This is a genomic window from Nocardiopsis sp. iso_237, assembly GCF_056173345.1.
This window is the reverse complement of the sequence record NZ_CM149669.1, coordinates 5,821,989-5,835,727: the sequence shown is the minus strand read 5'-3', so window position 1 is coordinate 5,835,727 and position 13,739 is coordinate 5,821,989. Positions and strand designations below refer to the sequence as shown.

Below are 13,739 nucleotides of genomic sequence, written 5' to 3'. Positions count from 1 at the left end.
GCGACAGTGCTCCCCGGGGCGGTTAATCCCTGTGGGGCCTATATGCGGAAGAGTCGGGTCGGTCATCGCCGTCCCTGCCTGACCGCTCTGTAGAGGAGCGACGAGACATGTTCGAGAGGTTTACCGACCGCGCGCGGCGAGTGGTGGTTCTGGCTCAGGAAGAAGCCAGGATGCTCAACCACAACTACATCGGTACGGAGCACATCCTGCTCGGCCTCATCCACGAGGGTGAGGGCGTCGCCGCCAAGGCTCTGGAGAGCCTTGGTATCAGCCTCGAAGCGGTTCGGCAGCAGGTCGAGGAGATCATCGGTCAGGGCCAGCAGGCGCCGTCGGGACACATTCCCTTCACCCCGCGCGCCAAGAAGGTCCTTGAGCTGTCGCTGCGCGAGGCGCTTCAGCTCGGCCACAACTACATCGGTACCGAGCACATACTGCTGGGCCTGATCCGCGAGGGCGAGGGCGTCGCCGCCCAGGTCCTCGTGAAGCTCGGCGCGGACCTCAACCGTGTCCGCCAGCAGGTCATCCAGCTGCTGCACGGGTACCAGGGCAAGGAGCCGCAGGCCACCGGCGCCTCCTCCGAGTCCACCCCCTCCACCTCGCTGGTGCTGGACCAGTTCGGCCGCAACCTGACGCAGGCCGCGCGCGAGTCCAAGCTCGACCCGGTCATCGGTCGGGACAAGGAGATCGAGCGGGTCATGCAGGTGCTCTCACGGCGCACCAAGAACAACCCGGTGCTCATCGGTGAGCCCGGTGTCGGTAAGACCGCCGTGGTCGAGGGCCTGGCCCAGAAGATCGTCAAGGGTGAGATCCCCGAGACGCTCAAGGACAAGCAGCTGTACACGCTGGACCTGGGCGCCCTGGTCGCGGGCAGCCGCTACCGCGGTGACTTCGAGGAGCGCCTCAAGAAGGTGCTCAAGGAGATCCGCACCCGCGGTGACATCATCCTCTTCATCGACGAGCTGCACACGCTGGTCGGAGCGGGCGCGGCGGAGGGTGCCATAGACGCCGCCTCCATCCTGAAGCCCATGCTGGCCCGGGGTGAGCTCCAGACCATCGGCGCGACCACGCTCGACGAGTACCGCAAGTACCTGGAGAAGGACGCCGCGCTGGAGCGCCGCTTCCAGCCGATCCAGGTGGACGAGCCGACGATCACGCACGCCATCGAGATCCTCAAGGGCCTGCGTGACCGCTACGAGGCCCACCACCGGGTCTCCATCACGGACAGCGCCCTCGTGGCCGCCGCGCAGCTGGCCGACCGCTACATCAGCGACCGCTTCCTGCCGGACAAGGCGATCGACCTCATCGACGAGGCCGGTTCGCGGATGCGCATCCGCCGGATGACCGCTCCGCCGGACCTGCGCGAGTTCGACGAGAAGATCGCCGGGGTGCGCCGCGACAAGGAGTCGGCCATCGACGAGCAGGACTTCGAGAAGGCCGCGTCCCTGCGCGACGACGAGAAGCAGCTGCTGAACAAGAAGGCGCAGCGGGAGAAGGAGTGGAAGGCCGGCGACATGGACGTCGTGGCCGAGGTCGACGAGGAGCTCATCGCCGAGGTCCTGGCCGCGTCCACCGGCATCCCGGTCTTCAAGCTGACCGAGGAGGAGAGCTCGCGCCTGCTGCGCATGGAGGACGAGCTGCACCGCCGGGTCATCGGCCAGGAGGACGCCATCAAGGCGCTCTCCCAGGCGATCCGCCGTACCCGCGCCGGTCTGAAGGACCCCAAGCGCCCCGGTGGTTCGTTCATCTTCGCCGGTCCGTCCGGTGTGGGTAAGACCGAGCTGTCCAAGACCCTGGCCGAGTTCCTGTTCGGGGACGAGGACTCGCTGATCCAGCTGGACATGTCCGAGTTCATGGAGAAGCACACGGTCTCGCGGCTGTTCGGTTCGCCCCCCGGCTACGTCGGGTACGAGGAGGGCGGCCAGCTCACCGAGAAGGTGCGCCGCAAGCCGTTCTCCGTGGTCCTGTTCGACGAGATCGAGAAGGCCCACAACGACATCTTCAACTCTCTGCTCCAGGTGCTGGAGGAGGGTCGTCTCACCGACGCCCAGGGTCGCAACGTCGACTTCAAGAACACGGTCATCATCATGACGACCAACCTGGGTACGCGGGACATCTCCAAGGGCCAGGCCATGGGCTTCGCCAAGGAGGACGACGCCAACACCAACTACGAGCGGATGAAGGCGAAGGTCAGCGAGGAGCTCAAGACCAACTTCCGGCCGGAGTTCCTCAACCGTGTGGACGACGTCATCGTCTTCCACCAGCTGACCGAGAAGGAGATCTTCCAGATCGTCGACCTGATGATCACGAGCCTGGACAACAGGCTCAAGGAGAAGGACATGGGCATCGAGCTCCGCCCCAAGGCGAAGCAGATCCTGTCCGAGCGCGGGTTCGACCCGGTCCTGGGCGCGCGGCCGCTGCGTCGCACGATCCAGCGGGAGATCGAGGACCAGCTCTCCGAGAAGATCCTCTTCGGCGACATCAAGGCGGGTCAGATCGTCGTGATCGACGCCGAGGGCGAGGGCACGGACGCCAAGTTCACCTTCAAGGGTGTTCCGAAGCCCGCCGCGGTGCCGGACACCCCCGAGGTGGAGTCCGCCGCCAAGGGCGAGTAGTGACGCCCGCCGGTCGCGGACCGGCGGTGGTCTGAGGACGGGGGCATCCCTTCGGGGGGTGCCCCCGTCGTCGTTTTCGGGAGCGGGGGCGGGCACCCGGACGCTAGGGTGCCGTCCGTGGCCAATCCAAACGAACCCCGCCCGGACGGCTCCCTGCCGCCGCAGTCGGCGCCCCTCGGCTCCTCGTTCCCGCAAGGCCCCTCGGGGCCGCACGACGCCTCTCAGGGGCCTCCGGCGGGCCAGGGCCCGCCTCCCGGCCCCCTGCCGCAGGGTCCGCCGCCGCCGTATCCCCCTCAGGGCCAGTACCCGCAGGGTCCGCCCGGGCAGGGGTACCCGCCCCAGTACCCGGGTTCGCCGCCCGGCTTCGCTTCGGGACAGCCTCCGCAGGGCCCGCCTCCGCCCGGATATCCGCCGCACGGGTACCCGGGGGCGTCGGCGCCCCAGCCGGGCCGCCGGTCGGCGGTGCCGTGGCTCATCGTCGGCGGTGTCATCCTGGCGGTGGTCCTGGTGGGCGGCGCGGCGCTCGGCGGTGCCTGGCTGTACGGCGGCGCCGGGGCGTCGGACGAGGCGAGCGGCCCGGAGGGCTCCGGGTCGGAGGGCTCCGGGACGGGCGGCGGCGCGCGCCCCGACGGGGTCGAGACCTTCGAGGGACTGTCCAAGAACCACGTGGACACCGGCGAGACCGTCGACTACGCCCAGTTCCCGCCGGTGGGCGGGGAGCACTACAACTTCTGGCAGAACTGCGGGGTGTACGACGAGCCGGTCCTGACCGAGGCGGCCGTGCACTCCCTGGAGCACGGGGCGGTGTGGATCACCCACGACCCCGGTCTGTCCGACGACGAACTGGCGACGCTGACCGCGCACCACACACCGGGCTCCTACGTGCTGGTCAGCCCGATGGAGGACCTGCCCTCACCGGTGGTGGCCTCGGCCTGGGGCGCCCAGCTCACGCTGGACGACCCCGCCGACCCGCGTCTGACGGACTTCCTGCTGGAGTACGAGCAGAGCCCGGACGCCCCGGAGCCGGGGGCTCCCTGCAGCGGCGCCTTCGACGGCACGCAGGCGGAGTTCGACGCCGAGGGCGCCGGGGAGGTCGACGCCCGGATGGACTGACGGTGCCCACCGGTGGGCACCGGAACGGAGCGGGGCCCACCGGTCAGCCGGGCAGGGCGTAGCGGCCGTCGTCCAGGGGGTCGACCAGACCGTCGGAGACCAGGGCGTCCAGGGCCCTCTCACGCTGGACGCCGTCGTCCCAGACCGCGTCCAGGGCGTCCTTGACCACCGGTTCGCGGGAGGCGCGCAGCACGGCGAGGAGCTTGCCGCGGACCTGGCGGTCGGTGCCCGCGTAGGTCTGTCCGCGCCGGGGCGGGCCGTCGTACGCGGGCTTCCCGGCGAGCTTCCAGGCGCACTGCCCGGCGATGGGGCAGTCCGCGCAGCGCGGCGAGCGGGCCGTGCAGACGAGGGCGCCCAGCTCCATCACCGCCACGCCCCAGCGGGCCGCGACGGAGGGTGTCGGCGGCAGGAGCGTCTCGGCCAGAGAGGTCTCCGCCTTGGTCTGGGTTTTCGGCGGGTACTCGATCCCGGTTTCGGTCCTGGCCAGGACCCGGCGCACGTTGGTGTCCAGAATGGCGTGCCGTTGCCCGTAGGCGAAGCTCGCGACCGCCGCCGCCGTGTACGCGCCGATCCCCGGGAGCGACAGCAGGGTCGCGTGGTCGTCGGGGACCTCGCCGCCGTGCTCCTCCGTGATGGCCACGGCGCAGGCGTGCAGGCGCAGGGCCCGGCGCGGGTAGCCGAGCCGGTTCCACATGCGGACCGCCTCGCCGGACGGCTCCTTGGCCAGGTGGGCGGGGGTGGGCCAGCGCTCCATCCAGGCCTCCCAGGCGGGGAGCACCCGCACGACGGGGGTCTGCTGGAGCATGATCTCGCTGACCAGGATGGACCAGGCCGTGGCCTCGGGGCGGCGCCAGGGCAGGTCCCTCGCGTTGGTCTCGTACCACGCCAGAACGGCGGTGCTGTAAGGGTTATCGCTCATCTTTAACGGGAAATCGGCGGGTTGAGTAGGTGGGTGGCACGCAAAACCGCAATACTACGGCCCATGGCGTCAAGTACCGGACAACCAGCACCCGTCAGCCGTGAGACCTACTGGAAGCGACGCGCCTTCGTACTGGCCGGCGCGATGCTGGTGTTCGCCCTGGTCGCGCTCGCGTTCCGGAACACCTCCGACGAAGGCGAGCCAGCGGGCTCCCAGGCGGCGATCGAGGAGCCCGAGGCCTCCTCCAGTGTCCCAGCCGAGGAGCCCTCCGACGCCGAAACCGAGGAAGAGGACGCGGATCCGTCCGCCTCACCCTCCCCGTCGGCGTCCCCGTCCGCCTCGCCCTCCGAGGGCGAAGGGGGCAAGGAGGACTCCGAGGGCGGATCCGGTGACGGTTCGGCCGAGGCCGCGGCCCCGGAGCGCCCCGAGGACCACTGCCGCCCGCAGGACGTCGTGGTCACCTTCGACTTCGCGGAGAAGGAGCGGGAGGTGTTCGGCGGCGGCGCCAAGCCCGAGTTCAAGGTGACCGTGGTCAACGTGGCCGAGCAGACCTGCACCGTGGACGTGGGGCCGGAGGCGATCGAGCTCAGGCTGGACTCCGGCGAGGACCGGATCTACTCCTCCGCCGACTGCGTCGAGGGCAACGGCAAGGAGGAGCGCCAGCTCACCCAGGGCCGCCCGCACGAGTACACCCTCAGCTGGGACCTGGAGCGCTCCTTCACCGACTGCCGCGACGGCGGTGCCAAGGCGCAGCCGGGCTGGTACAAGGCCAACCTGCGCGGGGACCTCGTCGGCAGCGTCGACCAGCTCGTGTTCCAGCTCAAAGCCTGATTCAGCTCCCGGGTCGGGACGGGTTCACACAAAACACACAACTCATCGTCACCGTGTGGCTACTATTCGTGTCGAACCTTGTTGTCGTCCCGGGAGTTCCCAGTGAATCGCATCGCCACCGCCCTGACCTGTGCCGCCGCCGCTGTCGCCTTCGCCGTGACGGCGACCGCGCCCGCCGCCGCCGACGAAGAGCGCAGGAGCGTCTACACGCTCGAGGTCTTCGGCGCCGTCGAGAAGAGCGGTGACACCGCCACGAGCTGGGCCCGGCAGGCCAGCCTGGAGTGCGACCCGGCGGGCGGCGAGCACCCCCGGGCCGACGAGGCCTGCGACCTCATCTCCCGGCACGGCGACATCGCCAGTGTGCGGGCCACGCCCGAGGGCGCCTGCACCATGGAGTACCGTCCGGTCACCGTCCGGGTCAGCGGCGCCGAGGACTACGAGGAGACCTTCGGCAACGCGTGCGCGCTGGCCAACGCCAAGGGCGTGATCTTCGACTTCTAGGCCGTCACTCCTCGGAGGAGCCACGGGCGGCGCCCCGCCGCCGCCCCCGTCGCTCCACCCAGGAGAGGGCCTCGCTCAGCTCCTCCACCTCGTGCACGCGGATTCCCTGGACCGGGTCACCGAAGTGCTTGGGCACCACCGCCTGCGTGAAGCCCAGGCGCTGGGCCTCCGCGACCCGGCGGCGCACGCCGTTCACGCTGCGCACGTCACCGGCCAGCCCCACCTCACCGATCGCGATGAAGCCGCTCGGCAGGGCGACGTCGTTGTTGGAGCTGGCGGCGGCCAGGGCCAGGGCCAGGTCCACGGAGGGCTCGCCCAGCTTCACCCCGCCCACGGTCGAGGCGTACACGTCCATGTTGGCCAGCTTCATGCCGGTGCGCTTCTCCAGCACCGCGAGGATCATGTTCACCCGCGAGGTGTCCAGGCCCGAGGTCGCGCGGCGGGGAGCCGGGAGGGGGGTCGGCGCGACCAGCGCCTGCACCTCCGTGATCAGGGGTCGCCGTCCCTCCAGGGTGACGGTGACGCAGGTGCCCGGCACCGGGTCGGTCCGTTCGGTGAGGAAGAGCCCGCTGGGGTCGGGCAGACCGTAGATGCCCTTCTCGGTGAGCTCGAAGACGCCGATCTCGTCAGTGGGCCCGTAGCGGTTCTTGACCGCGCGGAGCAGGCGCAGCTGGGAGTGGCGCTCGCCCTCGAAGTGGAGGACGACGTCCACCAGGTGCTCCAGGAGGCGGGGACCGGCGATCGAGCCGTCCTTGGTGACGTGGCCGACCAGCACGGTGGCGATGCCGCGCTCCTTGGCGATCTGGATGAGCGCGCCGGTGACCTGCCGGATCTGGGTGACGCCGCCGGGGACGCCGGTGGCCTCGGGGGAGACCATGGTCTGCACCGAGTCGACGATCAGCAGCTGCGGCGCCACCGCGTCGACGTGGCTGGCCAGGGTGGCCACGGAGGTCTCGGCGGCGAGGAAGAGCTGGTCGGACAGGGCTCCGAGGCGTTCGGCGCGCAGCCGGACCTGCCCGGCCGACTCCTCACCGGTCACGTAGAGGACGGGGGCCTTGGCGGCGCGCATGGCCGCGACCTCCAGGAGGAGGGTCGACTTGCCCACCCCGGGCTCTCCCGCGAGGAGGGCGACGCCGCCGGGCACCGCGCCGCCGCCCAGGACGCGGTCGAGCTCGTCCACCCCGGTCGGCACCGCCTCGGCGCTCTCCACGCTGATCTCGGTGATGGGGCGGGCGCGGGAGGTCACCGGGGCGGCCGCGACCGCCATGGGAGCGGGGGCTCCGGCCTCCTCGACGGTGCCCCAGGCCTGGCACTCGCCGCAGCGTCCCACCCACTTGAGGGTGGTCCATCCGCACTCGGCGCACCGGAACGTCGTCTTCGCTGCTTTTGCCATGGTCGCCACGCTAACGGCTGTGGGGGACAGGCCCGGGGGGAACCGGGGCCCTCAGGGAACACAAGAAAGTTACCTACCGGTTAGGTCAAGGGTTTGGTAGGTCATGTTAGAGAATGTGTGGGGAGAGTCACCCTCGCCCCACGGCAGAACACTCCTGTGCCCCCGCTCCTTGGAGAGAGGAAACCCCTCGTGTTCCGTACGAACCGAACCCCCGCAATCCCCCGTTCCCCCGGAGGCGGTGGCCGCCCCGGCGGGCTGCGCCGCCTCGCGCGCCTCGCGGCCCCGCTGGCCATCGCGGCCATGGGGATCTCGCTGGCGACCGCGCCCGTCGCCGCGGAGGAGGCCGAGTCGGCCGCCTTCGAGCACTACGTGGCCATCGGTGACTCCTTCGTCGCCGGTCCGCTCGTCCAGGCCCAGGCCAACATGCCGCTCCTCGGCTGCATGCAGTCCTCGGTCAACTACCCCAAGCGCCTCGCTGAGGAGCTGGGGATCACCGACCTCACCGACGTCAGCTGTTCGGGCGCGGTCATGAGCCACCTCTACGAGGCCCAGTTCGACGACACCCCGCCCCAGCTGGACGCGCTGCGGCCCGAGACCGACCTGGTCACGGTGGGGATCGCGGGCAACGACTTCGGCTTCTCCCAGGTCCTCATGGAGTGCGCCAAGCGCAGTCTGACCAACCCGCTGGGCAGCCCCTGCGCCGACCACTACGGCGATGAGCTCGACCAGCGGATCGAGGGCCTGCGGGGCGAGGTCTCGGGGGTGTACGCGGACATCGCGGAGCGCAGCCCGAACGCCACGGTCCTCAGCGTCGGCTACCTCCAGATCCTCCCGGAGAGCGGGGGCTGCTGGCCGAGCACGCCCATCTCCCGGGGTGACGTCCCGTTCCTCGACGCCGCGCAGACCAAGCTCAACGCGATGCTCCAGGAGGAGGCCACGGCCCAGGGGGCGGTCTTCGTGGACACCTTCGAGCGCGGCCACGACGTCTGCCAGGGTTCGAGTACCCGCTGGGTGGAGGGGTTGATCCCGGAGGACGGTGCGCCGATCCACCCGAACAACCTCGGCATGGCGGCGACGACCGACTTCGTGCGGTCCGCCCTGAACGTCCCGCAGCCCTAAGGCCGTGGTCGGCGGACGGTAGCTGACCTCGGCGGGCAGGCGGTCGTTTGATGGTTCGATGACCGGTATGCCTGCCGAGGTCATGTGGTCTTTACCGTCTTTGGGGACGGATTGGACTACGGAGAGGGATTTTTCTTGGTGTCTGTGTGACGAATGGTGGTGTGTTGGCGGCAGAGAGACCCGCGTCACAGTGGTGCGGGCTGCCCCGACGGACCAGGAGCACCACGTCATGCGAAAACCTCGGCACCACGAGCCAGCGCGGGCCTGCCGTTCCACCACGAACACGGGGCGGCAGGCCGCATCCGCCCGGACGCGCCGCCGATCGCGGCGCGCACTCCTCGCCACCGCCCTCGCGGCCGCGACCCTCGCCGCCGGGGGAGCCCCCGCGCAGGCCGAGACCGACCGGCCGGGAGACGACGCCACGGCCGCCCCGTCACGGGGCCCCGCGCACTCCCAGGACCGCGAGCGCGTCCACCAGTCCCTGGCCTCCACCGACGTGGAGAAGGCCGTCACCGCCGCCGAGTCCCAGAAGGGCAAGCCCTACGCCTGGGGCGGGACCGGACCCCACTCCTTCGACTGCTCCGGACTGGTGCAGCACTCCTTCGAGCAGGCCGGTGTGAGCCTGCCCCGCGTGGCCCAGGACCAGGTCGGTTCCGGGACCCGGGTGAGCTACTCCAACGCGCGCCGCGGCGACGTCCTGTACTGGACCGACAGCGGGGGATACGCCTACCACGTCGCGATCTACCTCGGCGGGGACCGCATGATCGACGCCCCGAGCTCCGGCGGGAAGATCGCCGAGCGGGACGTGACCCGCCACGACCTCGCCGGTGCCGTGCGGCTCTGACCCGCCGCCCCCGGCGCCGCGTCGCGAGGCGCGCCGGTGTCGCTCCGACGGCCGTTCCCCGAGTGCCGGGGAACGGCCGTCCCTCCGGTCCCGCGCGTCCCGCCGGTTCCGTCCGGAGGGGCCCCGCCACGCCGTGTTCACACGCCCGCCCGCCCCGGATCGCCGTGGAGCGCATAGTCTGGGAGGCGTGAGCCCTATCCAGGTCCCAGACGCGCCCGTGGTCCTCTCGTCGGCGTCGGTCTACCCGGAGAAGACCCCGGCCGCGTTCGAGATCGCCGCGAAGCTGGGGTACGACGGCGTTGAGGTCCTCGTCTCCTCCGACCCGGCCAGCCAGGACATCGAACTCCTGCGGCGCCTCTCGGACTACCACCAGATGCCCGTGACCGCGGTCCACTCCCCGTGTCTCGTCCTCACCCAGCGCGTGTGGGGCCGTGAGCCCTGGGGCAAGCTCGTCCGGTCCAAGGAGATGGCCGAGGCACTGGGCGCCTCGACGATCGTGGTGCACCCGGCCTTCCGCTGGCAGCGCGAGTACGCCCGTGACTTCGAGAACGGCGTGGCCCGCATGCAGGAGGAGACCGACGTGGTCTTCGCCGTCGAGAACATGTACCCGGTCCGGGTGCGCGAGCGCGAGGTCGTCCCCTACGCGCCGAGCTGGAACCCGCTCGACCGGGACTACCCGGACGTCACCCTCGACCTCTCCCACACCGCCATGTCCGGGTCCGACGCGATGGACATGGCCAGGCGGCTGGGCGACCGGCTCTCCCACGTGCACGTGGCCGACGGCTTCGGCGGCCAGAACCTGGACGAGCACCTGATCCCCGGACGCGGCAGCCAGCCCGTGGCGGAGCTGCTCGAACACCTCGCGGGGACCGGCTACGAGGGGCAGCTGGTGCTGGAGGTGAGCACCCGCAAGGCGGTGGACCGGGAGGCGCGCCTGCGTGAGCTGGCCGAGGCGCTGGCCTTCACCCGGCTGCACTTCGCGCAGGGTCCGCCCGAGCCGGAGCCCACGCTGGGCCGACGCGAACGCATCGCGCTGCTGCGCGGGCGCCCCCAGTCCCCGCCCCGGCGCTTCTCGGTCGACCCCGGAGGAGCGGTGGACGACGAGGGCACGCCCGACCAGGGCTGACCGGCCGGGGCCGGGCCCCTCCCCGGGGTGTCCACTCCGTGGGACGCGAGGCGGCGCGGGAGCCTCCGGGCCGCTAGCGTGGAGGGAACGCGCAGAGAGGACCCCTAATGATCGCGATCATCGGCGCAGGAAAGATGGGCGAGGCGCTGCTCGCCGGGCTGCTGGCCCAGGGCCACGCCCCGGAGGACGTGCTCGTCACGGAGCCGCGCGAGGAGCACGCGGCGGAGCTGCGCGCCCGCCACGGGGTCGAGACGGTTCCGGCGGAGGACGCCGCCAAGCGGGCGGGCACCCTGCTGCTCGCCCTCAAACCCCAGGACATGCTGGCCCTGCTGGACGACCTCGCTCCGCACCTGTCCGGCGAGCACCTGGTCATCTCGGTGGCCGCCGGGCTGACCACCGCCGTGATGGAGAACCACCTGCCCTCGGGCGTGCCGGTGGTGCGCGCGATGCCGAACACCCCGGCGCTCATGGGCCGGGGCATGACGGCCGTCGCCGGAGGGGCCTACGCCGGGGGCGAGCACCTGGACCGCGCCGAGGAGCTGCTGGGCGCCGTCGGTGAGGTACTGCGCGTCGGTGAGCAGCACATGGACACGGTCACCGCCATCTCCGGCAGCGGACCGGCCTACTTCTACTTCATCGCGGAGACCATGATCGAGGCCGGTGTGGCCATGGGTATGCCCCGGGTCACAGCGGAGCGCCTCGTGGGGCAGACGATCACCGGCGCCGCGGCCATGCTCGACGGTTCGGGGGAGCACCCGGTGGTCCTGAGGGAGGCCGTCACGTCACCCGGAGGGACCACGGCGGCCGCTCTCCGTGAGCTGGAACGACACGGGGTGCGCACGGCCTTCACGGACGCGATCGAGGCGGCGCGGGACCGCAGCAGGGCGCTGTCGGAGAGCTAGACGCCTTGTTTGTGACGTAAATCACAGATGGATTTCCTGGCGGCTCTGGTCGCGGGGCGTCGGACATTGCGTCCTACCTGACGAATAAAGTCGGGATAAGAGGGCTCGTCCCCTCTTCCCTCCTCGACTCCGTACGTCTTCCCCTCACTGATTCCGGGGCCCCATGACAACTCCTCAACCCCCATCTGACCCGTCCAACTTCCCGGGCCAGCCCGGGTCCGCGACACCTCCCCCCGCTCCGAGCGGCCCGCAGAACCCGGTCGGCGGTCCCGCACCGGGAAGCGGTCCCGCCGCCCCGACCCCGTCCGGCGGCCAGCCGCCGCCCGTGGGCCGGCCTCCCGGAGGCCCGCCGCCCGGTGGGCCGCCCCCGATGGGGCAGGCCCCGAGCGGACCGCCCCCCGGCGGTCCCCACGGTCCCGGTGCTCCCGGCGGCCCCAATGGCCCCGGTGCTCCCGGTGCTCCCGGTGCTCCCGGCGGACCGAACGGTCCCGCCGGTCCGGGTGGGCCCCCTCCCGGACAGTTCGGCGGCCCGCCCCCGGTCGGCACCCCCTCCGGCGGCAACCCGCCCTTCGGCCCGCCCCCGGGAGGCCCGCCGCCCGGCGGCATGCCCCCCGGTGGGATGCCGCCCGGCGGTATGCCCCCCGGCCCGCCCGCCGGTCAGTTCGGCGGACCGCCGCCGCCCCTGCCCCCGCTCGGCCTCCTCAAGTCCAAGGCGGGGCTGCGCGCCGCGCTGCTCAACCTGTCCGGTGTCGGTGCGGGCTACTTCTACCTGCGCAGCTGGGTGTTCTTCGGGATCAACCTGGCCGTCACCGTCGGCCTGCTGGTCACGGCCGCCCTCATGGGCGCGGCCGACAACCTGCTCACCTGGGTTCCGGTCCTCCTGGGCTGGGTCCTGGTCACCGTCGTGCACGGCCTCCTCGCGGGCCGCAAGCACGACCGCCGCCTCATGGCGCGCGGAGAGGAGCCCCGGGCCACGGGCAAGCCGGTCGTCCTGGCCGCCTGCCTCGTCGTGGTCATGGCGCTCTCGCTGGTCGGCGTCTGGCAGACCGGCGAGTGGCGGCTCCGCGTCGCGGACGCCGCCCACGCCCAGGGCGACTGCGACAGCGCGATCGACACCTACGGACAGGTGGAGGGCGGCTTCCAGCTCTCCATGTCGCCGTCCCTGATGAGCCGGGCCCGCGCGGGCAGCGAGGCCTGCGAGATCCTCAGCCGGGCCCAGTCCGACGTCGCCAACGAGGCCTACGACCACGCGCTGGAGTCCTACACCGACTACTTCGCGCACGCCGGCGCCCGCTGGGAGGACACCGACGGCAGCATCGCGGAGATCCACTTCGACTACGCCGCCCAGCTCGCCGCCGACGCGGACGAGTCCTACAGCGGAACCGTGACCGACGAGGTCAGCGAGGCCTTCCGGAAGGCGCAGGAGACCTACGCCTTCGTCGCGGAGGACTTCTCCGACACCCCGTCCGCCGCCCAGGTGCCCGACGCCCTCGTCGAGCTGTACGACCTGGCCACCGGCGACTACCAGGCGGAGAACTGGTGTTCGGCCTTCGACCAGATCGGGATGTTCGACGACCTCACCTGGGACGCCGCGCCCGACATCGCGGAACGCATCGAGGAGGAGCGCCCCGACGCGGCCCTCAACTGCGGCTGGGCCCAGGTGGACTCCGGTGACCTCGACGACGCGGACGAGACCGTCGAGTTCCTGGAGGCCAACTACCCCGACCACGAGGCCGACGACGTCGAGAAGCTCACCAAGCACATCGGCGCCGGCCGCATCGAGCAGGAGATGGACCGCAGGACCATCTTCGGTGATTCCTCCATCGAGGACATGAGCCCGTACAGCACCGGCAACGGCGACAAGGTCGTCATCGAGTTCACCAACAACTCGCCGGAGGAGATGCACTTCATGTTCGTGGGCCCGGACGCGGTCCACGGCGAGGAGTTCACCGAGGCCTGTGAGGGCTGCGAGGTCTACTCCTCGCCGCCCACCGGCAACTCCTGCTTCGACGAGGGCGAGGTCATGAAGGTCGAGCTCGACCCGGGCGAGTACCGGCTGATGATCACCTCCACCGAGACCGGCCTCGGCAAGCCCCTCCACGGCACCAAGAAGCTCAAGGCGGGCGAGACCTACAAGTCCTGCTACTACAAGATGGAGAACAGCTAGGCACGCGCGGCGGCGGGACCGCCGCCATGGGCCCCGCGGCCCCGGAGGGACCCCCTCCGGGGCCGTTCCCGTCTCCTCGGGTGCGCGTCCCCGCCGGGAGCGCCCGGGAAACGAACCGGACCCGGGGTTCTGCCCGGGCCCGGCCTTGCGTACTGTGTGCTTCGGAGCACGCACACCTGAAACGGGGGTCACCACATGGGAGGGCGCACGTC

The 13,739-nt window shown here is 71.2% G+C and carries 11 protein-coding genes; 9 read left to right on the top strand and 2 right to left on the bottom strand.

Going from position 1 to position 13,739, the window contains the following annotated elements; genetic code table 11:
- The first annotated feature begins 107 nt into the window (after positions 1–107).
- On the top strand, positions 108–2,612 hold the full coding sequence (locus AC0VYM_RS26230) for an ATP-dependent Clp protease ATP-binding subunit (RefSeq protein WP_083927449.1): 2,505 nt from the start codon (positions 108–110) through the stop codon (positions 2,610–2,612).
- A gap of 117 nt (positions 2,613–2,729) precedes the next feature.
- Positions 2,730–3,725, top strand: coding sequence for a DUF3105 domain-containing protein (locus tag AC0VYM_RS26225; protein ID WP_475456495.1), 996 nt, complete (start codon positions 2,730–2,732; stop codon positions 3,723–3,725).
- A 43-nt stretch (positions 3,726–3,768) separates the two neighbouring features.
- Here the strand turns inward: AC0VYM_RS26225 and AC0VYM_RS26220 are convergent, their stop codons facing one another.
- Entirely contained in the window at positions 3,769–4,644 is an 876-nt protein-coding gene (locus tag AC0VYM_RS26220) for an HhH-GPD family protein (RefSeq protein ID WP_475456493.1), read from the bottom strand.
- A gap of 144 nt (positions 4,645–4,788) precedes the next feature.
- Between AC0VYM_RS26220 and AC0VYM_RS26215 the strand changes: the two genes are divergently transcribed.
- The gene (locus AC0VYM_RS26215) at positions 4,789–5,475 is read left to right on the top strand and encodes a hypothetical protein (RefSeq protein WP_475463252.1); all 687 of its coding nucleotides are present in this window, start codon (positions 4,789–4,791) and stop codon (positions 5,473–5,475) included.
- 102 nt (positions 5,476–5,577) lie between these two features.
- Positions 5,578–5,976, top strand: a complete 399-nt coding sequence (locus AC0VYM_RS26210; protein ID WP_475456491.1) for an SSI family serine proteinase inhibitor — start codon at positions 5,578–5,580, stop codon at positions 5,974–5,976.
- A 4-nt stretch (positions 5,977–5,980) separates the two neighbouring features.
- On the opposite strand, the gene radA is transcribed toward AC0VYM_RS26210, so the two are convergent.
- Complete coding sequence (gene radA / locus AC0VYM_RS26205; RefSeq protein WP_475456489.1) at positions 5,981–7,369, bottom strand: DNA repair protein RadA; 1,389 nt, start codon at positions 7,367–7,369, stop codon at positions 5,981–5,983.
- Positions 7,370–7,558: 189 nt separating this feature from the next.
- On the opposite strand from radA, the gene AC0VYM_RS26200 reads away from it, so the two are divergent.
- From AC0VYM_RS26200 to AC0VYM_RS26180, 5 genes are all read left to right on the top strand, one after another.
- Positions 7,559–8,488, top strand: coding sequence for an SGNH/GDSL hydrolase family protein (locus tag AC0VYM_RS26200; protein ID WP_475456487.1), 930 nt, complete (start codon positions 7,559–7,561; stop codon positions 8,486–8,488).
- Positions 8,489–8,717: 229 nt separating this feature from the next.
- On the top strand, positions 8,718–9,332 hold the full coding sequence (locus tag AC0VYM_RS26195) for a C40 family peptidase (RefSeq protein ID WP_475456485.1): 615 nt from the start codon (positions 8,718–8,720) through the stop codon (positions 9,330–9,332).
- Positions 9,333–9,519: 187 nt separating this feature from the next.
- Positions 9,520–10,458, top strand: coding sequence for a sugar phosphate isomerase/epimerase family protein (locus tag AC0VYM_RS26190; protein ID WP_378738719.1), 939 nt, complete (start codon positions 9,520–9,522; stop codon positions 10,456–10,458).
- A 107-nt stretch (positions 10,459–10,565) separates the two neighbouring features.
- Positions 10,566–11,360, top strand: coding sequence for a pyrroline-5-carboxylate reductase (gene proC, locus AC0VYM_RS26185; RefSeq protein WP_475456483.1), 795 nt, complete (start codon positions 10,566–10,568; stop codon positions 11,358–11,360).
- 619 nt (positions 11,361–11,979) lie between these two features.
- Positions 11,980–13,527 (top strand): tetratricopeptide repeat protein, encoded by a 1,548-nt coding sequence (locus AC0VYM_RS26180; protein ID WP_475463250.1) that lies wholly within the window; start codon positions 11,980–11,982, stop codon positions 13,525–13,527.
- Positions 13,528–13,739: the final 212 nt, after the last annotated feature.

What these genes read in the sequence shown, in the direction of transcription:
- AC0VYM_RS26215 (WP_475463252.1), top strand. Translation starts at nt 4,789, where the DNA reads ATGCTGGTGTTCGCCCTGGTCGCGCTCGCGTTCCGGAACACCTCCGAC.
- proC (WP_475456483.1), top strand. Translation starts at nt 10,566, where the DNA reads ATGATCGCGATCATCGGCGCAGGAAAGATGGGCGAGGCGCTGCTCGCC.
- radA (WP_475456489.1), bottom strand. Translation starts at nt 7,369, where the DNA reads ATGGCAAAAGCAGCGAAGACGACGTTCCGGTGCGCCGAGTGCGGATGG.
- AC0VYM_RS26230 (WP_083927449.1), top strand. Translation starts at nt 108, where the DNA reads ATGTTCGAGAGGTTTACCGACCGCGCGCGGCGAGTGGTGGTTCTGGCT.
- AC0VYM_RS26195 (WP_475456485.1), top strand. Translation starts at nt 8,718, where the DNA reads ATGCGAAAACCTCGGCACCACGAGCCAGCGCGGGCCTGCCGTTCCACC.
- AC0VYM_RS26220 (WP_475456493.1), bottom strand. Translation starts at nt 4,644, where the DNA reads ATGAGCGATAACCCTTACAGCACCGCCGTTCTGGCGTGGTACGAGACC.
- AC0VYM_RS26180 (WP_475463250.1), top strand. Translation starts at nt 11,980, where the DNA reads ATGCCGCCCGGCGGTATGCCCCCCGGCCCGCCCGCCGGTCAGTTCGGC.